17 protein-coding genes and 1 pseudogene are annotated in these 19,831 nt (G+C 63.5%); 8 read left to right on the top strand and 10 right to left on the bottom strand.

Annotated features, from left to right (window positions below; genetic code table 11):
* Window positions 1-87: 87 nt before the first annotated feature.
* The 7 genes and pseudogenes from folB to dacB all read right to left on the bottom strand — a co-directional run.
* Window positions 88-462 (bottom strand): annotated as a pseudogene (gene folB / locus ABRP86_RS03355) (dihydroneopterin aldolase); the annotation flags it as partial.
* A gap of 2 nt (window positions 463-464) precedes the next feature.
* Window positions 465-1,370, bottom strand: coding sequence for a dihydropteroate synthase (folP, locus tag ABRP86_RS03350; RefSeq protein ID WP_051138413.1), 906 nt, complete (start codon window positions 1,368-1,370; stop codon window positions 465-467).
* Between the two features lie 95 nt (window positions 1,371-1,465).
* Entirely contained in the window at window positions 1,466-2,074 is a 609-nt protein-coding gene (gene folE, locus ABRP86_RS03345; protein WP_023023959.1) for a GTP cyclohydrolase I FolE, read from the bottom strand.
* An 11-nt stretch (window positions 2,075-2,085) separates the two neighbouring features.
* Window positions 2,086-4,482: an ATP-dependent zinc metalloprotease FtsH gene (gene ftsH / locus ABRP86_RS03340; protein WP_349862476.1), complete on the bottom strand. Its 2,397-nt coding sequence runs from the start codon at window positions 4,480-4,482 to the stop codon at window positions 2,086-2,088.
* A 12-nt stretch (window positions 4,483-4,494) separates the two neighbouring features.
* Window positions 4,495-5,082, bottom strand: coding sequence for a hypoxanthine phosphoribosyltransferase (gene hpt / locus ABRP86_RS03335; RefSeq protein ID WP_005279498.1), 588 nt, complete (start codon window positions 5,080-5,082; stop codon window positions 4,495-4,497).
* Window positions 5,083-5,094: 12 nt separating this feature from the next.
* Window positions 5,095-6,075: a tRNA lysidine(34) synthetase TilS gene (gene tilS, locus ABRP86_RS03330; protein WP_023023963.1), complete on the bottom strand. Its 981-nt coding sequence runs from the start codon at window positions 6,073-6,075 to the stop codon at window positions 5,095-5,097.
* The gene (gene dacB / locus ABRP86_RS03325) at window positions 6,076-7,362 is read right to left on the bottom strand and encodes a D-alanyl-D-alanine carboxypeptidase/D-alanyl-D-alanine endopeptidase (RefSeq protein WP_349862474.1); all 1,287 of its coding nucleotides are present in this window, start codon (window positions 7,360-7,362) and stop codon (window positions 6,076-6,078) included.
* An 82-nt stretch (window positions 7,363-7,444) separates the two neighbouring features.
* On the opposite strand from dacB, the gene ABRP86_RS03320 reads away from it, so the two are divergent.
* Together ABRP86_RS03320 and ABRP86_RS03315 are read left to right on the top strand one after the other, a co-directional pair.
* A complete protein-coding gene (locus tag ABRP86_RS03320; RefSeq protein WP_023023967.1) occupies window positions 7,445-7,918 on the top strand; it encodes an inorganic diphosphatase in 474 nt (157 codons plus the stop codon).
* 373 nt (window positions 7,919-8,291) lie between these two features.
* A complete protein-coding gene (locus ABRP86_RS03315; RefSeq protein WP_232208559.1) occupies window positions 8,292-9,044 on the top strand; it encodes an endonuclease domain-containing protein in 753 nt (250 codons plus the stop codon).
* Between the two features lie 113 nt (window positions 9,045-9,157).
* Here the strand turns inward: ABRP86_RS03315 and ABRP86_RS03310 are convergent, their stop codons facing one another.
* Both ABRP86_RS03310 and ABRP86_RS03305 read right to left on the bottom strand, forming a co-directional pair.
* Complete coding sequence (locus tag ABRP86_RS03310; RefSeq protein WP_349862471.1) at window positions 9,158-10,558, bottom strand: FtsX-like permease family protein; 1,401 nt, start codon at window positions 10,556-10,558, stop codon at window positions 9,158-9,160.
* Window positions 10,555-11,241 (bottom strand): ABC transporter ATP-binding protein, encoded by a 687-nt coding sequence (locus ABRP86_RS03305; RefSeq protein WP_349837727.1) that lies wholly within the window; start codon window positions 11,239-11,241, stop codon window positions 10,555-10,557. The genes ABRP86_RS03310 and ABRP86_RS03305 overlap by 4 nt, the downstream gene beginning before the upstream one ends.
* On the opposite strand from ABRP86_RS03305, the gene ABRP86_RS03300 reads away from it, so the two are divergent.
* The 6 genes from ABRP86_RS03300 (at window position 11,240) to ABRP86_RS03275 (ending at window position 18,447) form a co-directional block, all read left to right on the top strand.
* On the top strand, window positions 11,240-12,049 hold the full coding sequence (locus ABRP86_RS03300; RefSeq protein ID WP_349862470.1) for a sensor histidine kinase: 810 nt from the start codon (window positions 11,240-11,242) through the stop codon (window positions 12,047-12,049). The two genes, ABRP86_RS03305 and ABRP86_RS03300, sit on opposite strands and share 2 nt — an antisense overlap.
* Window positions 12,046-12,714: a response regulator transcription factor gene (locus ABRP86_RS03295; protein WP_349862468.1), complete on the top strand. Its 669-nt coding sequence runs from the start codon at window positions 12,046-12,048 to the stop codon at window positions 12,712-12,714. The genes ABRP86_RS03300 and ABRP86_RS03295 overlap by 4 nt, the downstream gene beginning before the upstream one ends.
* 24 nt (window positions 12,715-12,738) lie before the next feature.
* Window positions 12,739-13,035, top strand: coding sequence for a rhodanese-like domain-containing protein (locus ABRP86_RS03290; RefSeq protein ID WP_349862466.1), 297 nt, complete (start codon window positions 12,739-12,741; stop codon window positions 13,033-13,035).
* Between the two features lie 37 nt (window positions 13,036-13,072).
* Entirely contained in the window at window positions 13,073-13,531 is a 459-nt protein-coding gene (locus tag ABRP86_RS03285) for a MarR family winged helix-turn-helix transcriptional regulator (RefSeq protein WP_023023982.1), read from the top strand.
* Between the two features lie 2 nt (window positions 13,532-13,533).
* Window positions 13,534-17,457, top strand: coding sequence for a Pls/PosA family non-ribosomal peptide synthetase (locus tag ABRP86_RS03280; protein WP_349862464.1), 3,924 nt, complete (start codon window positions 13,534-13,536; stop codon window positions 17,455-17,457).
* A gap of 225 nt (window positions 17,458-17,682) precedes the next feature.
* Window positions 17,683-18,447 (top strand): Abi family protein, encoded by a 765-nt coding sequence (locus ABRP86_RS03275; protein ID WP_023023986.1) that lies wholly within the window; start codon window positions 17,683-17,685, stop codon window positions 18,445-18,447.
* A 103-nt stretch (window positions 18,448-18,550) separates the two neighbouring features.
* Here the strand turns inward: ABRP86_RS03275 and ABRP86_RS03270 are convergent, their stop codons facing one another.
* The gene (locus tag ABRP86_RS03270) at window positions 18,551-19,699 is read right to left on the bottom strand and encodes an alpha/beta hydrolase (RefSeq protein WP_349862463.1); all 1,149 of its coding nucleotides are present in this window, start codon (window positions 19,697-19,699) and stop codon (window positions 18,551-18,553) included.
* Window positions 19,700-19,831: the final 132 nt, after the last annotated feature.

Below are 19,831 nucleotides of genomic sequence, written 5' to 3'. Positions count from 1 at the left end.
CCCGGGGTTCGTGCCGGGGCACTGCGCGTCGGCTCGCTGTGCCTCGGCCTGCGAAGTGCCTGCCTGCGAGGCGGACCGTGGGGCTCCGGTGCGCGCGTGCTTGCGGGAGCGGCGGGCGACGACGGCGACATCGGCAAAAGTGCGCGGGATCGGCGCCTTGGGCTTGTGCACGGTCACTTCCACCGCGTGCAGGTCGGCGAAGGATTCCATGATGGTATCGGCCACCTCGCTGGCGACGGTCTCAATGAGGTCGCGGGAGGGGCCTTCGACGATGCTGGCGGTGACATCGGCAAGCTCTGCGTAATTGATGGTCTTGGTCAGATCATCGTGAGCTGCGGCCTCGGCAAACTCGGACCAGCAGGTGATATCGACGATGAAGGGCTGGCCGGTGCGCTTTTCCTCATCAAAGACGCCGTGGTAGCCAAAGCACTCCAGGCCGGTTAATTCGATGCGATCTGCCATGGTTAATTCCTTTCCGTACCCATCGCGGTAGAGGTCACTGTGCCCGTGCCGGTGGCGGCATTGCGGTAGCTGCCGGTGGCATTGGCGCCGCCGACATAGGACTCGCCGGCGTTCCACGCGGCGGCCACGTCGACGGCATCGCGGGATACGCCCACCTCGTGCACGCGCACGCCCCACGCGCCCATCTGGGCGGAAATGGCGGTCACGGCGGCGGTGGCGGGATCAGCAAGCAAAGGGCTCGCCTCTACCCCGCGGTCTTCCCGGATAGCGGCGAGGAAACGCTTGCGCGAGGCGCCCACCAGGATGGGGAACTCGCCGTCCAGGAACTCGGGCAGGGCCTTAAGCAGCGCCCAGTTATCCTGCGGGCTCTTGGCAAAGCCGAGGCCCGGGTCCAGCACGATATTGTCCTTTTTCACGCCTGCATCCAGGGCGTTTTGGCTCAGCTGGGCGAGGGTCTCGTGCACGTCGCGGACCACGTCGCCGCCGTGATCGGCCGTGCCCGCCGCGGATCCGAACGCGCCTTCCTGCAGCGTGCGCCAGTGCATGAGGCAGACGGGCACGCCGGCATCAGCCATGGCGGCATACATTTCAGGATCGGCGAGGCCGCCGGAGACATCGTTAATCATGTCCACCCCGGCCGCAGCCGCCGCGGCGGCAACCGAGGCGCGCATCGTATCCACCGAGGTGCGAATGCCCTGCTCGTGCAGCGCCTGGATGACCGGGACCACGCGGTCGGCCTCTTCCTGCGCCTCCACGCGCACCGCACCCGGGCGGGTGGATTCGCCGCCCACATCGATCATGTCCGCACCCTGTTCCACCAGCTCACGGGCATGAGTGGTGGCGGCGTCGAAGTCGAGCCACCGCCCGCCATCGGAAAAGGAATCCTTCGTAACATTCACGATGCCCATGACGAGCGTGCGTTTCGGGATGGTCAATTCTCCAACTGAGGAAGCCGGGTGCACTGCGTTCTCCTTTTCGCTCGACAAACTCGACTGCGTACGCGCTACGTACGAATGAAGCTGAGCACTTCCGCGCGGGAGGCGGCGTTATTTTTAAACCCGCCGCGCACCGCGGAAGTCGTTGTGGTCGCGCCCGGCTTGCGGATGCCCCGCATGGCCATGCACAGGTGCTCACACTCGATGACCACGATGACGGATTGGGCCTCGAGGACATCCACGAGTGCATCGGCAATCTGCTGGGTCAGGCGTTCCTGGACCTGCGGACGCTTGGCGTACATATCCGCCAGGCGCGCCAGCTTGCTCAGCCCGGTGACGTGACCGTCCTTGCCGGGGATATAGCCAATATGCGCCACCCCATAAAACGGCACGAGGTGGTGCTCGCAGGTGGAATAGATAGGAATATCGCGCACCAAGACCAGTTCCTGGTGGTCCTCGGCGAAGGTCTTGTGCAGCACCTCCGTCGGGTCCTCGTGCAGGCCGGCGAAGACCTCACGGTAAGCGCGGGCCACACGGGCCGGGGTTTCGCGCAGTCCTTCGCGATCAGGGTCCTCGCCCACGGCAAAGAGTAGCTCGCGGACGGCCGCCTCCGCCCGCTCCTGGTCATACGGTGCGCGGGCGGGCACCTGCTGGTTATCAGTGTGATTTTCAGACATGCACGTACTTCTTACTCTTTATCATCGCGCGGTTTTTCCGCATCGCGCGCGTAGGGGTTATCGCGGCGGGAAGACTCATTCCAGCCTGGGGTGAACCATTGGCTGGTTTCTCCCTCTGGCTTGTGGTGCTTGCCCCTGCTTTCCGATGCCGAATCCGATCGCCCTTCCCCACCGTCGCTGCTGCCGTGGTCGCTCTGGTCGGCGCGGTCGCCGCGGTCGCTCTGGTCCGCGCGGTCGTTCTGGTCGTTTCGGCCGCTGCGTCCATCGCTGCGGCCGCTCTGGTCAGTTCGGTCTTCGCGGTGGCTGCTGCCACCGCCGTGCAGCTCGCGCACCGTTTCGGGGTTCACGTAGTCGCCGGCGTGCTGGCCAAAGTTAAAGCCAACCTCGCCCTCGATCTTTTCGCCGGCGAGGCGGCGCTTGCGGGCGGCCCGGGAGGCATCGAGAAGCGTCATGCGTTTGGGAAGTTCCTCGCCGCGCTCCTTGGCCAGCTCAACCGGGGTCTTGACCGGCGCGTAACCAATCTGGCGCGGGAAGCGATCGTCTTCGCCGGGGAAGACATCATAGGCATCGCGCGGCTCAATGCCGTCGAAGATGCTCTCCAGATCCGGTCGGCGCAGGGTCTCCTTCTCCAGGAGGGCCTCGGCCAGCTTGTCCAAGAACTCGCGGTTGGTGCGCAGGATGTCGTAGGCCTGCTCGTGCGCGCGCTCGAGGAGGTAGCGCATCTGCTGGTCGATCTTGGAGGCAAGGTCATCCGAGTAATCGATGGAGCCGCCACCCCCGCCCATCTGGCTGAACGGATCGCCCTGCTCCTGGCCGTACTTGACGGTGCCCAAGTCAGGAGAAAAGCCGTATTCGGTCAGCATCGCGCGGGCGATCTTGGTGGCGTTCTCGATATCGGAGGACGCACCCGTGGTGGGAGCGCCGAAGACCAATTCCTCGGCGGCGCGGCCACCCATGGCAAAGACCAAGCGGGAAAACAGCTCGTCGCGGGTGTACATACCCTTGTCGTCTTCCTGCGAGGTCATGGCGTGGCCACCAGTGCGGCCGCGGGCCAGGATGGTGACCTTGTACACGCGCTCGATATCCTTGAGCGCCCACGCGGACAGGGTGTGGCCGCCCTCGTGGTAGGCGGTGACCTTCTTCTCGTGCTCGGAGATGATCTTGCCCTGGCGCCGTGGACCGCCCACCACGCGGTCGGTGGCCTCTTCCAGCGCGTCATAGGTAATGACATTGCCGCCGATGCGGGCGGTGAGAAGCGCGGCCTCGTTAAGCACATTGGCAAGGTCCGCACCGGACATGCCGGCGGTGCGCTTGGCCAGCTGCGCCACATCGACCTCTTCCGCCAAAGGCTTGTCCTTGGCGTGGACGCGCAGGATCTGCTCACGGCCGGCCAGATCCGGGTTGGTGACCGGAATCTGGCGGTCGAAACGGCCCGGGCGCAGCAATGCGGGGTCCAAAATATCTGGGCGGTTGGTGGCCGCGATGAGGATAACGCCCTCGCGATCGCCAAAGCCGTCCATCTCCACCAGCAGCTGGTTCAGGGTCTGCTCGCGCTCATCGTGCCCGCCGCCGGTACCGGATCCGCGCTGGCGCCCCACGGCGTCGATCTCGTCCACGAAGATGATGCACGGGCTGTGCTCTTTGGCCTGTTTGAACAGGTCACGCACGCGGGAGGCACCGACACCGACGAACATCTCCACGAAGTCCGAACCGGAGATGGAATAAAAAGGCACGCCGGCCTCGCCCGCAACGGCGCGGGCCAACAGGGTCTTACCGGTACCCGGAGGGCCATAAAGCAGCACGCCACGCGGAATCTTCGCGCCGAGCTCGTAATAACGGGAAGGATCATCAAGGAAGTCCTTGATTTCCTGCAGCTCATCCACGGCTTCATCGGCGCCGGCAACGTCCTCGAAGGTATTGGTCGGCATATCCTTGGTCAGCTCCTTGGCCTTGGAGCTGCCGATGCCGAACATGCCGCCTGCACCCTGCTGCATGCGGGACATGAGCCAGAACAGCAGGGCGAAGAGGATGACCATCGGCAGCAGGAAGCTGAGCATGGAGCCCAAGAAGGAATCCTGGGTGACATTGGTCTGATACTTCTCCGCACCCGAATCCTTGACCGCATCAAAGACCTGCTCGGAGGCGCGCGCGGGGTACTGAGACACGATCTCTTGTACGCCCTCGCGCTCTTCTACCGTGATTTCGTCCTTGAGCTTGATGCGCAGGCGCTGCTCGCGGTCATCAATTTCTACCTCGTCAACGTTTTTATCCTGCAGCTGTTTCAGGGCCACGGAGGTATCCGTGTCCACATATCCGCGGGTCTCGTTGCTAAAGAACGTAAAGGCATACAGCGCTACGAGGATCAGCGCCGCAATGCCGCCGTAGCGAAGGAGTTTATTGTTTTTCATTACTGCGCGATTTTAGTTGGTGGTATAGACATCAGGGTGAAGGGTGCCCACAAAGGGCAGGTCGCGGTAGCGTTCCGCGTAGTCAAGGCCATAGCCAATGACGAATTCATTGGGGATATCAAAGCCGACATCGAGCAGATCGATCTGCGCTTTTACCACTTCCGGCTTGCGCAACAAGGTCACCACGTTGAGCGACTTCGGGTTGCGCCCCCGCAGGTTGCGAATGAGCCAGGATAGCGTCAGGCCCGAGTCGATGATGTCTTCCACGATGACCACATCGCGCCCGGCGATATCACGGTCCAAGTCCTTCAAGATGCGCACCACCCCTGAAGAAGACGTGGAGGCGCCGTACGAGGAGACGGCCATAAACTCCAGCTCCGAGGGGATGGATAGCTTGCGCGCGAAGTCCGTCAGGAAAAAGGCCGCACCCTTTAATACGCAGACCAAAAGCAGGTCCTGCTCGGCGTCGGCATATTTCTCAGATACCGCATCCGCCAGCTGCTGGACGCGGTCTTTAATTTCCTCTTCCGTGATGAGGATTGCTTCTACATCGTCTCCGTAGCGGTTTGCGGGGACGGCGAAGTCTTTCTTGTCGTGCACGAGTGCGCTCCTTTAATGACCAGACAATAGTGCCAGTTTGCCACCTATACGTGCTACTTCCAACCTCTGCCCCGCTTGCCGCGCCGAACTCACAGCCACCGGCCCTTGTCCGTGCCAGTTGGTACACAGCTTGCCGATGCCCCCAAGCCCCTCCCTCGTCACCTTCACTCCCCGCTCGACAAGCCAGGCCGCAATAGCGCGCCGGCGTCGCGGCTCCGGCAGCGCGGCCAATTCCGCACAGTCCGCGGTGGCCGGCGTGGCGAGGTATCCTTCATCGCGCGCGGTATCCATCGCCGCTTGCGCCAACGCCGGTACCGCATCACCGCCCATTACCCGCGATAGCTCCGGGATGATTTCCCGGCGCAGCGCTACCCGCCGAAAATCCGTATCCGCGTTCTGCGGGTCCTGCCACACCTCTAACCCCAGCTCCGCGCACGCGCCCTCCGTATCGGCACGGCGCACCTGCAGAAATGGCCGCACTACCCGCGCGCCTTCCACTACTGTCCGCTCCGGCATGCCGGCCACCCGGCCGCGCAGGGCTCCAAGAAGGAGCGTTTCCGCCTGGTCATCGGCCGTATGCGCCACGGCAATCTCCAACGACCTTCCTCCTCTGCGCGAAGCTCCGTCTTCGCGCGCGGCCGCGGACATCGCTCGGTAGCGCTCTTGCCGAGCCACCGCTTCCAGCGAATTCCCCGCTTCGTCCGGCACCTGTACCACGAGCACCCGCGCCCGCGCGCCCAAGCTCTCTGCTTGCCGAGCCGCCTTCTCAGCCTGCGCACGCGAACCGTCCTGCAAACCGTGGTCGACGCACAGCGCGATGACATCGTGGCCCTCCGCGATCATCGCCGCGCACAGCGCTAAAGAATCCGCGCCGCCGGAAAGCCCCACCGCCACGGTGTGTTCCATCTTTGCCGCGCGGACCGCGCGCCGGCAGGCCAAAAAGTGCGGTGAGACCCGCGGCCAAAACGGCGTTACTCCAGGCTGTGGGCTCATTTAGAACTCATGCAGCGCCGCAGCGAGGTCGTCTTGGGCCGCGCGAGCCGCCATAATCTCGCCATCATTGACCAAGAACGCAAAGGAATACACGCGTCCGGATTGGCCTTGCGCGGTGCCCGCCAGCGCGGATACGCCGGTCAATGTGCCGGTCTTCGCCCGGACAAACCCGCGCGCCGTGGACTCCCCGTAGCGCTCGTGCAGCGTGCCGTCACCTCCTGCTACCGGCAAATACGCAGCCAAGGGGCGCAGCTGCGGGTCCTCCACCGCGCCGTTGACAATCTCAGCCAGCACGCTCGCGCTCAACCGGTTATCTACCGAAAGACCCGAGTTGTCCTTGATATCCACGCCACTTACATCGAACCCGTGCTCGCGCAGCACGTCCAGCGTGGCTTGGGTATCGGCTTGGAAGCTGGGCTGCTTGCCGCGGGCATCGGCAAGCTCGCGGGCAATTGCCTCTGCCATGACGTTATCGGAATGCCGCACCATCTCCAGCGCACGCTCGCCCAGGGGATCCGACTCGACGCTGGCCAGCTCCTCCGCACCGTCAGCCATCGTGCCCGCGGCGAATTTATCCGTGCCCAGGCGCTTGGCCAGCTCGCCCGCGACGTCGAGGGCCGGGGTGTGACTGCGCGGCACATCGCCCTCCGTAGCGCCAATGCGCCCGCCATACAGCATGGCCGGTTCCATGGGCGCGACGAAGCCCTCATCGACGTTTTCCGGATCCCAGCCCGGTGCCTGCGGCTCGCCCGCCCACGCGGAGGTATCGATGTACACGCCCGCGACCTGGGTACCGGTCTTTTTAATCTGATCCGCCAGGTCATCGAGCTGCTCGTTGGTCATCCAGGCATCGCCAGCCGCCTTGATCACCACGTTGTTCGGGTCCTTGCCGCGGTAGACCTTGGTGGTAATCCGCTTCGACTCATCCAGGGCGAGCGTTGCCGCGGCGGTGGTCAGCACCTTCGTCGAGGACGCCGAGGTCAGCGCCTTATCTGCATCGCGCTCCCACACCACCGTGCCGGTCTCACTATCGATGACCTGCCCGCCAAAGGTGGCCAAATCCTCGTTCTTGCCCAGCTCATCGAGCTTCGCGCTGAGCGCCGCAAAATCCACGTCCTGCGCCTTAGCCGGCTGCAGGGGATTCTCCGGGGCCTGGACCGTTTCGGCCTCGCCATGCGAAAGATCGCCGTACTCGCGCTGGATGGTAACCCCCAGCGCAGCCGTGCCCCCGACCGCCGCCGTGACCACCAGCGCGGTTACTGACCACCAAACCTTCTTAGCTTTCATCGCCACCAACCCTAGCGCGGATGGGCGACGCGCTAGACTATTGACGGTAATTAACACCCAATCCCACATGGAGGACATCGCTGTGAGCGTTGAAGTAACCATTGAAATCCCAAAGGGCTCCCGCAATAAGTACGAGGTGGACCACGAGTCCGGCAAGGTCTACCTGGACCGCTACCTGTTCACCCCAATGGCCTACCCCGCCGACTACGGCTTCATCGACCACACGCTTGGCGAAGACGGCGACCCCCTCGACGCCCTCGTCATCCTCCCCGAGCCCGTTTTCCCCGGTGTCATCGTTGAAGCCCGCATCGTCGGCGTGTTCAAGATGACCGATGAGGCCGGCGGCGACGACAAGCTGCTTGCCGTCATCGATGACCCACGCTGGGAGCGCTACCAGGACATCGATGATGTGGAACAGCACATCAAGGACGAAATCGAGCACTTCTTCGTCCACTACAAGGACCTCGAGCCCAACAAGGAAGTTTCCGGCTCCGGCTGGGGCGACAAGGCCGAGGCCGAGAAGATTCTGGAAGACGCCAAGGCTCGCCTGAAGTAGGCTGCGGGGGTTTCTCGGGGGCTTCGGGGGTTGGCCGCGGATTTTCGCGGCCAAGAAACCTGCTGTGGCGGCCAGCTGATGAGTTTTTGGTGGCCGCGTGATGCGTTCTTGGCGGCCAGCTGATGCGTTTTTGCAAATAGGCCACGGAAACCATGGGGTTTGCGGCCACTATTTGTCAAAACGCACCAAACAGGCATCAAAACGCACCAACCAAGCACCACCCAAACGCCCAGCCGCGCTGAAAACCGCCCAAACGGGCCGCACAACCTTCGTTTCGGGGGATCGAGGGATACGAATGGAAATTTTTCGGGGGAAAAGTGCCGCTCAGCAAGCGGTACGACACGGCGCCGTCCGGATTGCGAACGGCTTCTGCTTGTCAGAGGAGCCGACGCCGAACCAGCTCGCACGCATCATGAGCGAGCAATGGCCGGATTGCGCGCTCGACGGCTACTCGGCGGCGCTCAAGCACGTCGAAAAGCCGCTGCACTTTCCGCTGGAGTTCCTGCGCAGCTCATCGCTGCCGTCGAGTAAGTACTTCACTTCACGCCGCGCCCGGCCGAAGGGCGCGTTGACCTGGGACGGCGTCACCGTATGCAATCCACTGCAGGCGGTCGAGGCGATGCCGGAGGATGATGCGGTCGCCTTCCTCGAGGACTTTTACTCCGGCAAGGATGGGGTCAGCCGGCTGGAGCTGAATAAGCTGGACTACCAGCGGTTTCCGCGGCCGGTAAAGCGCGCCCTGGACAGGGCAATCATCGGCACGGATAGCGTGCCGGAGCGCCAATTAACGCGCGCCCTCGCGCCGCATTTCACGGTGCAAAACAACATAAAAATAGGCCCCTACCACTGGGATCTGGTGATTGAGGAGCACAAGATAGCCATCGAGGTCGATGGCTACGCCTACCACCGGGGCGAAAACCGCCGCCAGTTTGAGTTGGACAGGCACAAGCTTAACGATGCCGTCCATCGCGGCTGGAAGCCCCTCCACTTCACCGCGACGACGATTGACCACTACCCGGATTTCGTGGTGCAGCAGGTACTGGCCACGGCGAAGAATAAGCGGCCCTTTGCGCGGCCGCCGTGGCAGTGGCACCGCTTGTGGAGGCATGAAGGCGCGCGGCGCTGAAGCAAAGCTGGCGCAACAGCTGACCAGCGCAAAGTCTGGCACAGGCCCAGCCTGGCCAGAGCCTGGGCTAGGGCCAAGCCCGGGCACAGGGCGAGCTAAGCTCAGGAAACCGGTTATTCCTTGCGGCGGCCGCTGCGGAGAACGTGGCCGCGCAGGGGCTCGACGAGCGCGATGGCGAGGAAGGTCACCGCCCAACCCACGGCGAGGAAGCTGAAGGAAATGAGGAGCCGCCCGGCGAGGTCGACGCCTTCTTCCCAAACGGTGCTAAAAAACATCAGGCCGGCGATGCCGCCGCCGAAGAGGAAGCCGAAGAGGCTGAGCGCGACGATGGGTCCCATCACGGCGAGGGTGTTCGTGCGGAATTGGAAGCGGCGCGGCACGCCCATCAGGTCGAGGGAGCGGATAAGTTCCTTGTCCTCGAAGGCGGACGATACTTGGCCGAGGAAGATGGACATGCTGGTCAGCGCGAAGCCGAAGAGCAAGGTCAGGATGACGCCGGTGGAGACGTCCCGGAACATGATGCCCGTTTCTTGTTCTTCCTTGATCGCCGTAGTCAATGCATCGGTGCCCATGGGCGCGCCCATGAGGAAGCCGGCGAGGAAACCGAAGAAGCCGATTGTCGCGCTTTGCCGCCAGGCGCGGCGGGCGTTGGCGCCCACGCGCTGGCAGGCCACGAGGTGTGCGGTGCCGGGGAGCAAAGCCAAAAGGCGCGCACCTATTTGCAAAAGGTAGGGCGCGACCAGGTTGATACTCATGACCACCGCGAAGAGTACGACGGCCACGGAGATTTCGGGCGGGCCGGATTGGCCTTTGAGCAGGGCACCGCCGATGGCGACGATGAGGAGGAAGGCGATGAGGCGCCACCATCGGAAAGCGGCGGGCATCTGGCGTTTAGCCACGCCGAGAGGGCTAACGCGCACACGCCGCATGCCGGCAAGCGCCGCGGCGAGGGCGAGGAGGAAGAGGACTGCGGCCACCGCGAGGTATCCCCACCAGGGCAGGATGATTTCCTCGAAGGCAACGGGGCGGTCTTGGAATTTCACGTGCGTGAAGACGGGGGCGATAAGTACGCTGATGAGCCAGCCCAGCACGATGCCGATAAGCGCTTGGATGCCGGTCTCCACCGCGGCCATGCGCTCGACCTGGTGGGAGCTTAGGCCCAGCAGGCGGAGGGTAGACAGGCGCTGTTCCCTGCCGGAGGCGCCGAGGACGGCGGCCTGTGCGGTCAGGTTGAAGAGTGCGGGAACGATGAAGGCGCAGGCCATGAGCGCGAGGACAAACCAGGGCAGGAAGTAATCTTCCGGGGTGTCGCCGGCAGCGGCGCGCAGGGCGGGCACGGCGTCTTCTGGGTGGTGGGCGCGCTGCCAGAACATCCAGGTGCCGCCGGCGACGAGGAAGGCGACGGCGGAGCCCAGCGTCAGGCTCACGATGGCGAGCACGCTGACGATGCCCGCACCGGAGCGGGCGCGGACGGATTCGCGCTGGAGGCCGAGGACTAGGGTCGCGGTATTCATGGCTGCACCCCCAGGCGGCGGTCATCGTGAATGATGCCGTCGCGAATTTCCACGCGGCGCTGCATCCAGTCCGCCACCTTGGGGTCGTGGGTGACCATGACCAGGCTGGCGCCGGATTGGCGCACGGTGGTGGTCAGCATCTGCATGACCTCGTGGCCGGTGGCTTGGTCGAGGGCGCCGGTGGGTTCATCGGCAAAGATGACGCCGGGGTTGGCCACGAGAGCGCGGGCGATGGTCACGCGCTGGGCTTGGCCGCCGGAGACTTGGGCGGGGCGGCGGTCCGCGAGGTCGCCGAGCCCGAGCTGGTCGAGCAGGGACATGGCCTTCGAACGGGCCGCGCGCCGGCCCAGACCGTTGAGCATCGCGGGCAGCGCGACGTTGTCCAAGTTGGTCAGCTCCGGCAGCAGCTGGCCGTCTTGGAAGACGAAGCCGAAGTGGCGGAGGCGGGTGCGGGAGCGGGCGGCATCGGAAAGCGTGGAGATGACTTCGTCGCCAAAGCGGACGCTGCCGTCGGTGGGCGTGAGCACGCCGGACATGCAGTGCAGCAGCGTGGACTTGCCGGAGCCGGAGGGCCCCATGATGGCGACGAGCTCGCCAGGGGTGATGTCTAGGGTGATGCCGGCCAGCACGGGGCCGCCGCCGAAATCCTTCGTGATGTCGTGGAGGGAAAGTGTCTGTGTCATGCTGTTCATTTCACCGTGCCGGGCGCGCTATTCCTACAGCGCTAAGGATACTTTCCGGGTAGTGCTAGATTTACCCCGGCCCGGGGCGCGTGCGATTAGGCTTAGGGGCGTGTTTTTCAGCAAGAAGCAGGCCACCAGCAATGAGGAGCGGCAGGCGCGGGTCATCGCGGAGCTGACGGCCTCGCGCCGCGCGATTGCGGATGCCTACGAGATAGAGCGCGCACGCATCGAGCGGGACCTGCACGATGGCGCGCAACAATATTTGGTGGCGGCCAGCATGAAGCTGGGCGAGGCCCTGCTGGATGCCACCGGCTCTGAGGCCGAGCTGCTGGAGGCCGCGAAGCGGGACGTGGATCGCGGCCTGCGCTCGCTGCGCGCGACGGTGCACGGCATTCACCCGCAGGTCCTCCAGGATCACGGTTTGGTCGCCGCGCTTGCCGATGCCGCCTCCGCCCACGGCCCCCACGTCAGCGTCTACGCCCCACACCCGTTGCCGCGGCTTTCCGCCAGCGTGCTGGCCTGCGGTTATTTCTTCGGTACCGAGGCGCTGACCAATGCCGCGAAACACGCGCCGGGCGCGCCGGTCTCGGTGCTCATCACCTCGGATGCGGCGCTGCATATCTCGGTGGTGGATGAGGGCCCGGGCGGAGCACGGGTGGAGCCGGGGCGCGGGCTTTCCGGCATGGCCGAGCGGCTGGCGGCCTTTGGCGGGGAGATGTCGCTGTCCTCGCCGGAAGGCGGCCCAACGCGGGTAAGGTGCACGATTCCGCTCCTCTTGGAGCGTGGGCAGACGGGAGTATCAGCATGAGTGGATTGAGGATTGTGATTGCGGATGACTCCGCGATCCTGCGCGAGGGCCTTGCCGGGCTCTTGGAGCGCCGCGGCCACGAGGTCCTGGGCAGGGCGGGAACGGCGGTGGAGCTGGAGGGGGTCATCGGCAAGCTGAGTGCCCAGTTACCGGATGTGGTGATAACGGATGTGCGCATGCCACCGAAGATGGGCGATGATGGGCTGAAGGCGGCGGTGGCGCTGCGCCGCGCCTATCCGGGCCTGCCGGTGATGGTGCTATCGCAGTACGTGGCGCCGGCGTATGCGGTAGCGCTGTTTGATTCCCCGGATGCGGGCACCGGGTACCTACTCAAGGATCGCGTCTCTGAGGTGCGCGATTTCCTGGCCAGCCTCGAGGTGGTGGCCCAGGGCGGCACGGTCATTGATCCGACGGTGGCGCAGGCGCTGATGCGCTCTGGGCGCAGCGGGTTGGGCGAGCTCAGCCCGCGCGAGCGCGAGGTCCTAGAGCTGATGTCGCGCGGGAAGTCCAATAAGGACATCGCCGCCGAGCTGGTGCTCTCGGGCGCTGCGGTGGCCAAGCACGTCTCCAATATCTTTACCAAGCTGCGCCTGGACCCCAGCGAGGATAACCGCCGCGTGAAGGCAATCTTGCAGTATCTGTCCGCGGCCACCTACGGCGGCTAGCGCGCGGCACGTAGACTGCGGGGTATGCAAAACGTACAGCCAACCGAAGTTCCAGCAGGCGCGCAGCTTATCGATGTGCGCGAAAACGACGAATGGGCCACCGTGCATGCGGAGGGCGCCACCCATATTCCCATGAGCGAGATAACGGGTCGCATCCAGGAAATCGACCCGGACCGCGATATTTATGTGATTTGCCGCTTAGGCGGGCGCAGCGCGCAGGTCTGCCAGTATTTGGAGAACTCCCTGGGCTGGGACGTTATTAATGTTGAGGGCGGCACCGATAAGTGGGAGGCGGATGGCCTGCCCGTCGTTCGCGATTAATTGGCCTTTACCCATCTTTTGAGATTATGATGATGGTATGGCTTCCACTAATAATTCTGGCATACCAACCTCCCTGCTCGAATCCCCGTCCTTCCAGCTAGAGCGCCTGCGCCGTCGCACCCGCGATGGCGTCGAGGTGGCTCTGCAGACCAAGCAGACGACCATCCGCGAGTTCTGGGTGCTTACCTGCCTCGTCGAGGCGGATGCCGCCTCCCAGTCCTTCCTGTCTGAGACCTTGGCCATCGATGCCTCCGATATGGTACGGCTTATTGATGCCCTCGAGGAGCGCGGCTGGGCCAAGCGCGAGCGCGATCCCAAGGACCGCCGCCGCCAGATCGTGGCGTGCACCAAGAAGGGCACCAAGACCCACAAGGACTTGGCGGAGCTCGTCGCCAACGCCGAGGATGACGCGCTCGACGTATCCACCAATAAGCAGCTCAAGCACCTGCGCAAGCTGGCCAAGGCCATCATCGCCGCAGACGAGGACGAGGCATAAGCATGGACGAGCCCGAAGAATGTAGTAGGTCTAATACAGAACTTCCCAGCGTCCCGCAGCAGTACCTCCTGCGCGATCTGGCCCCGCGCCCGCGGACGTTGTGGGACATCATCACGACCACCGCGGAGATTCACCCAGAAGCCGCCGCGCTTGATGATGGCGAGATCATCACCTACGCCGAACTCGTCCACGAGGTCCAGCTGTGGGCCACAGAGCTGCACGTCAATGGCGTGCGCCGCGGCGATCGCATCGGCATCCGGATGACGTCTGGCAAGCGTGATCTCTACCTCGCCATCCTGTCCACTCTGGCCGCCGGCGCGGCCTACGTGCCGGTGGATGCGGACGATCCGGATGAACGCGCGGAGATGGTCTTTGGTGAGGCCGATATCGATGGCTTGTTTAGCGATGACGGCTTCCGCTTCCTGCGCGAAAAACCGCGCCACGCGGCCAAAGGCGTCGAAACCCCGCGGCCCGAAGACACCGCCTGGATCATCTTTACCTCCGGTTCCACGGGCAAGCCGAAGGGCGTTGCCGTCAGCCACCGCTCGGCGGCCGCCTTTGTGGACGCGGAGGCCAGCCTCTTCCTCGTCGATCACCCCCACGGCCCGCTCGGCCCGGAAGACCGCGTGCTGGCCGGGCTTTCGGTTGCCTTCGACGCATCCTGTGAGGAGATGTGGCTGGCCTGGGGCCACGGCGGCTGCCTGGTCCCGGCACCGCGTTCCTTGGTGCGGTCCGGCATGGACCTTGGTCCGTGGCTGATTCGCCGCGATATCACCGTCGTCTCCACGGTTCCCACCCTGGCGGGCCTGTGGCCAGCGGAAGCACTGGATAATATCCGCCTGCTCATCGTCGGCGGCGAGGCCTGCTCCCAGGAATTGGTGGACCGGCTAGCCACCGAGGACCGCGAGATGTGGAATACCTACGGCCCCACTGAGGCCACCGTCGTCGCCTGCGCGCAACGGATGATTCCGGGGCGCGCGGTTTCGATCGGTTTGCCGCTGAATGGGTGGGACCTGGTGGTCATCGATAAGCAGGGGCAACCCGTTGGCCTGGGTGAAACCGGCGAATTGGTCATCGGTGGCGTGGGCCTGGCCAGCTACCTGGACCCGCAGAAGGATGCGGAGAAGTACGCGCCGCTGGAATCCATGGGCTGGCAGCGCGCCTACCGCACCGGTGACCACGTGCGCCTGGAAGAAGACGGCCTGTACTTTGTGGGCCGCGTGGATGACCAGGTAAAGATTGGCGGGCGCCGCATCGAGCTGGGTGAGGTCGATGCGAACGTCGCCGCGCTGGATAACGTCTACAACTCCGCCGTGGCCGTGCAAAAGACCCCGGGCGGTGAATCCGTGCTGGTGGGATACGTCTCGCTGGAAGATGAGGCGCGCGGTTTTAACCACGGCGTGGCCCATGAACGCCTGGCGGAAACCATGCCTGCGGCGCTGGTCCCGCGCATCTGTGTGATGGATGAGCTGCCGGTGCGCACCTCCGGCAAGGTGGATAAGAAGGCGCTGCCGTGGCCGCTGCCCGGCGTTGGCGTGGAATCGACCACGCTGACGGAGACCGAGAAGTGGCTAGCCGAGCTCTGGGTCGAGACCCTCGGCGTATCCGTGGAGGATGAGAACGCCGATTTCTTCGACCTCGGCGGTACCTCCCTGGCCGCAGCGACGCTGGTGGGCCACATCCGCGATCGCTACCCCACCGTGGCCGTGCGCGATCTCTACGATCACCCACGTCTTGGTTCGCTGGCAGAACTCATCGCCGGCGCCGAACCGCGCCCCGTGGCGGAGCAACAGAAACCGCTGCGCGAGGTCACCCCCGTCGGCGCGAAGACCCGCGTGGCGCAAACGCTGCTACAGATCCCCGCCATGACGCTGGCGGCGACCACCTGGCTGGCCTGGCTCATGCTGGGCTCGACCGTGGCCTCCGCCTTGGGCGTCGAGTGGGCGCAGCCCTTCCCGTGGTGGCTGGTCATTGCGCTGGTGCTCATCTTTGCCACGCCGCTGGGCCGCATCCCCATCGGCGGCTTTGGCGCGCGCCTGATTACCGCCGGGATTAAGCCCGGCGATTACCCGCGCGGCGGTTCGACCCACCTGCGTATTTGGGCCGCGGAGCGGTGGGCCGATGCCTCCGGATCGCGTTCCATTGCGGGCGCTACCTGGGTCAATAACTACGCCCGCGCCTTGGGCGTGAAGATGAAGCGCGGCGTGGACCTGCACTCGCTGCCCCCGGTAACGGGCCTGCTCACCCTGGGCAAGCACGCCGCGGTGGAACCGGAGGTCGATCTCGCCGGCTACTGGCTCGACGGCGACGTGCTCCACGTCGGCGCCATCGACATCAAGGAAGGCGCCCGCGTGGGTGCGCGCTCCACCCTGCTGCCCGGCACCGTGGTGGGCAAGTACGCCCACGTGGAGGCGGGTTCCACCGTCACCGGCCGCAAGAAGATCAAGGACGGCCAGCGTTGGTCCGGCTCTCCTGCGAAGAAGGTGGGCCGCTCCAAGCACCGCTTCCCCTCCAAGCCGCCGAAGCGCCGCCCCTGGTGGGTGGCTATTTACGGTGCGACCTCGCTGTTCCTGGCCGCGCAGCCGCTCATCGCGGTGCTTGTCGGCGCCATCGTGGATTTGGCGCTGGTGCATTCCACGGACGGGAACCGCTTCGTCGGCGCGGTGCTCTTCGCTCCACTCGCGGCGCTTGCGGCCTTTGCCACCTACATGCTGCAGACCTGGCTGGGCGTGCGCATCTTGTCCATCGGCATCTCGCCCGGCGTGAACCCGGTGCGCTCTGCCGCCGGCTGGCGCCTGTGGGCCATCGAGCGCCTCATGGATGAGGCCCGCACGCAGCTCTTCCCGCTCTATGCCTCGCAGCTGACCCCGCGGTGGCTGCGCGCTCTGGGCGCGCGTATTGGCAAGGACGTGGAGATTTCCACCGCCGTGATGATCCCCGCACTCACGGACGTCAAAGACGGCGCCTTCCTTGCCGATGACACCATGATCGGCGGCTACGAGCTCGGCGGCGGCTGGATTCACTCCGGCGAGGCCAAGGTGGGCAAGCGCTCCTTCGTGGGCAACTCCGGCATTACCGCACCTGGGCGCAAACTTTCCAAGAACTCCCTGGTCGCGGTGCTGTCCTCCACCCCGAAGAAGACGAAGTCCGGGGCCAACTGGTGGGGTTCCCCGCCAGAGCGCATGCGGCGCGTTACCGCGCAGATCGATGCCCCCGCCGAGTCCGCCGAGGCGCTGACCTATAACCCGGGTTTCAAGCTCAAGGCCGCCCGCGGCGTCGTGGAGACCATGCGCCTGCTCGCGCCGATGTTCTCGGCCATGCTGCTCGCCGCCACCCTGGGGACGCTGTATTACCTGCTTGCCGATGTCGGCTTCCCCACCACCTGGGCCCTTTCCGGCCTCGTGCTCATGGCCATGGGCGCTATCGCCATGGCGGTGACCATCGCCGTGAAGTGGATCTGCGTGGGCACGCACAGCGCGGCCGACCACCCGCTGTGGAGTGTGTTCGTCTGGCTCAACGAGCTACAGGACACCTTCGTGGAGGTCGTCGCCGCCCCGTGGTTCTTCCAGCACACCTACGGCACAGGAGAGATCAACCTGGGCCTGCGGGGGCTGGGAGTGGACATCGGCAAGGGCGCCTGGATCGATTCCTACTGGTTCCCCGAAACCGATCTGTGCCACGTCGGCGCCGGCGCCTCCGTGGGGCCCGGTACCGTGGTGCAGACCCACCTATTCCAGGACCGCGTGATGAGCCTGGATACCGTCACCATCGAGGCCGGCTCCACGCTTGCCTCTCATTCGGTGGCGCTGCCCGCCTCGCTCATTGGCGAATCCAGCACCGTCGGCCCCGGTTCGCTGGTCATGCGCGGTGACCGCGTCCCCGCCAACGCCACCTGGCAGGGCAACCCCATCGAGCCGTGGGGTTAGCCCACGCAAACACCGAACCCCGGCTTTAGAGGGACCACCACAAGGTCAACCTCAAGCCGGGGTTCTGTAAGCAAAAGACCCCTCCTCAGCCAAGCCGCTGAACGGTTGACCACCACAAGGAGGGGAATACTATACCGAGTATAATCGGACGTGCCGCCTCAATCAAAAATATTTTTAAAGAGCCCTTAAGTTGGTAGCCATGAGTAGTAAACGGATTAAAAAAGAGTGGTTATCAGAAAACAGGTTGGAGCCCTACCTTACAAAACCGGTGGATCCACAGATAAGGCTTTTGAGCTTTACGAACTCGATCGCCACCTTAGTGCTTCCCTTTTTCACGAGATAGCCTTCATCGAAGTAGCATTACGTAACTCAGTTTCTGGATATCTCAGCACCGAATACGGAGATGATTGGTATTGCAAGCTCGAGATGGGGTTCGATAAACGGGTTCGAGACAATATCACAGAAGCATGGAATAGCCTGCCAAGAGACTTCACCAAGAATACCGAACGAAGCAGAAGGCTAGGAGGAAGGGTCATTGCTGCTTCGATGTTTAGAACTTGGACAAATATCCTCGATACAGGAGGCTCCACGGGCTTACCAGCCCCTTTCAACAATGCTGATCATGACAGAATTTGGTCCCGCCAAGCCTTAATTTCTGTCTTCCCAGGTGCGAATTCAGTAGCTCGGAAGAAAGATCCAGAATATTCCACTCACGGTCTGACCCGTAAGTGGGTTCATTCCAAAATCCTCGAGATAAAGAAAATTAGAAATAGGGTTGCGCATCACGAGTCTGTAGTCCTTCGAGGCATCCCTGTCACGGGCACAGATACTCGTTTACGGCCTAGAGAATGCCACGAGGCCTGCCAAGATGTAGCAGCGATGTTGGACCGTGATTTAGCCTCTTACCTCACGGAAAACCTGCCCACAACAGCAATTCTCACCGAGTTGGACACCTTCTACGCAGGTCTAAATAATTCAAACAAATCATAAATGACCCACCTTCCCCAGGCCGCTAAAGCCTAAGTACCAACCCAACGGCAGGGAAAGCAGGTCATTATGTGCCGGGCCTATTGAACCCGAGACACGCTATCTTCTACACGTGGCGGTCCAGCCAGTCCACCACGGTGTCGAGGGCCTGGTCAGCGGCTGGCTCGTTGAAGACCTCGTGCTTCTGGCCCTCCCAGTTGATGTATTCCACGTCATCAGAGGAAATGGAGTTGTACCAGTCCTGGGAGAAGTACGGCGGAACGATGCCGTCCTTGGTGCCGTGCATGATAAGCGTCGGCGCGGTGAACAGGTCCGCGTTCACAGCATCGTAGGTAGCGATAGCACCCAACTGCAGCGCGGTACCGGCGCTGGTCTTTTGCGCGATGAGCGGGCTAGACGCGTACTCATCCTTCACGGCCTGGCTGGTGGAAATACCCTCTGTGAAGGGGTTGGACAGCATGATCTTCTTCGAAAGCTCCGGCGACTGCGCACCAATGTGGGTGCGGTGCGGGATCAGGTTCTGCGCGTAGTGGGCGTTGAAGCTGGTGATATCCGCTAACGGCAGGCGCTCGAACAGGGTGGGGTCGAGCTGCTTTTGCACCTCAGAAATCTCGTCCGGGGTGATGGTCCGGCCGGTTGCCTTCTTACCGGACAGGTTCAACGGTGCACCGCCGCCGTTGGTGATGATGCCATCGACCTTGCCAGGTTCACGAATGCCGTATGCCTGAACGGTCAGAGAGCCCATGGAGTGGCCCAGCAGGAAGGTCTTTACATCGGGGTGCTCGCCCTTGGCCATGTCGACGACGCGGTCGAAGTCATTGAGGATGTACTGGAAGTTATCGATGTGCCCCAGCGGCGTGCTACCAGACGCAGACTTGCCGTGTCCACGGTGGTCCAGGCGGTAGACGTTGTAGCCAGCGTCCAGCAGACGCTTGGCCACGTAGTCATAGCGGCCAGAGTGCTCAGACACACCGTGTGCCAACACGACGTTGCCGCGTGGGTTTTCTACCAGCTGCTTGCGGTAGTAAATCTTCACGCCCTCGCCGTCGTGGCTATCGAAGTAGCCGTCTTCGTCGGCGATCTGCTTATCAGAAACGGTGGAGCGACCGAGCACGTCGGTCTTATCTGCCGCCACCTCTGCTACTGGCTGGCCGCCTTCTGCAAAGGCGGTAGCGGTGAGCGTTCCCGATACTGCGATGGGTGCCATGGATACCGCGGTTGCGGTAGCCAGAACGCACAGTTTCTTCCTCATCATGTACGTACTCCTTTTAGTGGTTTGTGTCACGCATATTGATAGGATGACTTTTAGGTCACCTTGATAGTAGTTTCCCCGGGAACGTAATTCAAGTATTTTTTATTTATGGCTGCCAACTTTTTAAGAAATAGC

It is taken from the genome of Corynebacterium sp. KPL3927 (assembly GCF_040225835.1).
GTDB lineage: Bacteria > Actinomycetota > Actinomycetes > Mycobacteriales > Mycobacteriaceae > Corynebacterium.
Note: the sequence above shows the minus strand (reverse complement) of the source record. Positions and strands in the feature narration are given on the sequence as shown.

Bases quoted from the DNA above. Each gene is read 5' to 3' on its own strand.
- folP (WP_051138413.1), bottom strand. From the start codon at position 1,370: ATGGGCATCGTGAATGTTACGAAGGATTCCTTTTCCGATGGCGGGCGG.
- folE (WP_023023959.1), bottom strand. From the start codon at position 2,074: ATGTCTGAAAATCACACTGATAACCAGCAGGTGCCCGCCCGCGCACCG.
- ftsH (WP_349862476.1), bottom strand. From the start codon at position 4,482: ATGAAAAACAATAAACTCCTTCGCTACGGCGGCATTGCGGCGCTGATC.
- tilS (WP_023023963.1), bottom strand. From the start codon at position 6,075: ATGAGCCCACAGCCTGGAGTAACGCCGTTTTGGCCGCGGGTCTCACCG.
- dacB (WP_349862474.1), bottom strand. From the start codon at position 7,362: ATGAAAGCTAAGAAGGTTTGGTGGTCAGTAACCGCGCTGGTGGTCACG.
- ABRP86_RS03310 (WP_349862471.1), bottom strand. From the start codon at position 10,558: ATGAATACCGCGACCCTAGTCCTCGGCCTCCAGCGCGAATCCGTCCGC.
- ABRP86_RS03300 (WP_349862470.1), top strand. From the start codon at position 11,240: ATGCTGTTCATTTCACCGTGCCGGGCGCGCTATTCCTACAGCGCTAAG.
- ABRP86_RS03305 (WP_349837727.1), bottom strand. From the start codon at position 11,241: ATGACACAGACACTTTCCCTCCACGACATCACGAAGGATTTCGGCGGC.
- ABRP86_RS03295 (WP_349862468.1), top strand. From the start codon at position 12,046: ATGAGTGGATTGAGGATTGTGATTGCGGATGACTCCGCGATCCTGCGC.
- ABRP86_RS03290 (WP_349862466.1), top strand. From the start codon at position 12,739: ATGCAAAACGTACAGCCAACCGAAGTTCCAGCAGGCGCGCAGCTTATC.
- ABRP86_RS03285 (WP_023023982.1), top strand. From the start codon at position 13,073: ATGGCTTCCACTAATAATTCTGGCATACCAACCTCCCTGCTCGAATCC.
- ABRP86_RS03280 (WP_349862464.1), top strand. From the start codon at position 13,534: ATGGACGAGCCCGAAGAATGTAGTAGGTCTAATACAGAACTTCCCAGC.
- ABRP86_RS03270 (WP_349862463.1), bottom strand. From the start codon at position 19,699: ATGATGAGGAAGAAACTGTGCGTTCTGGCTACCGCAACCGCGGTATCC.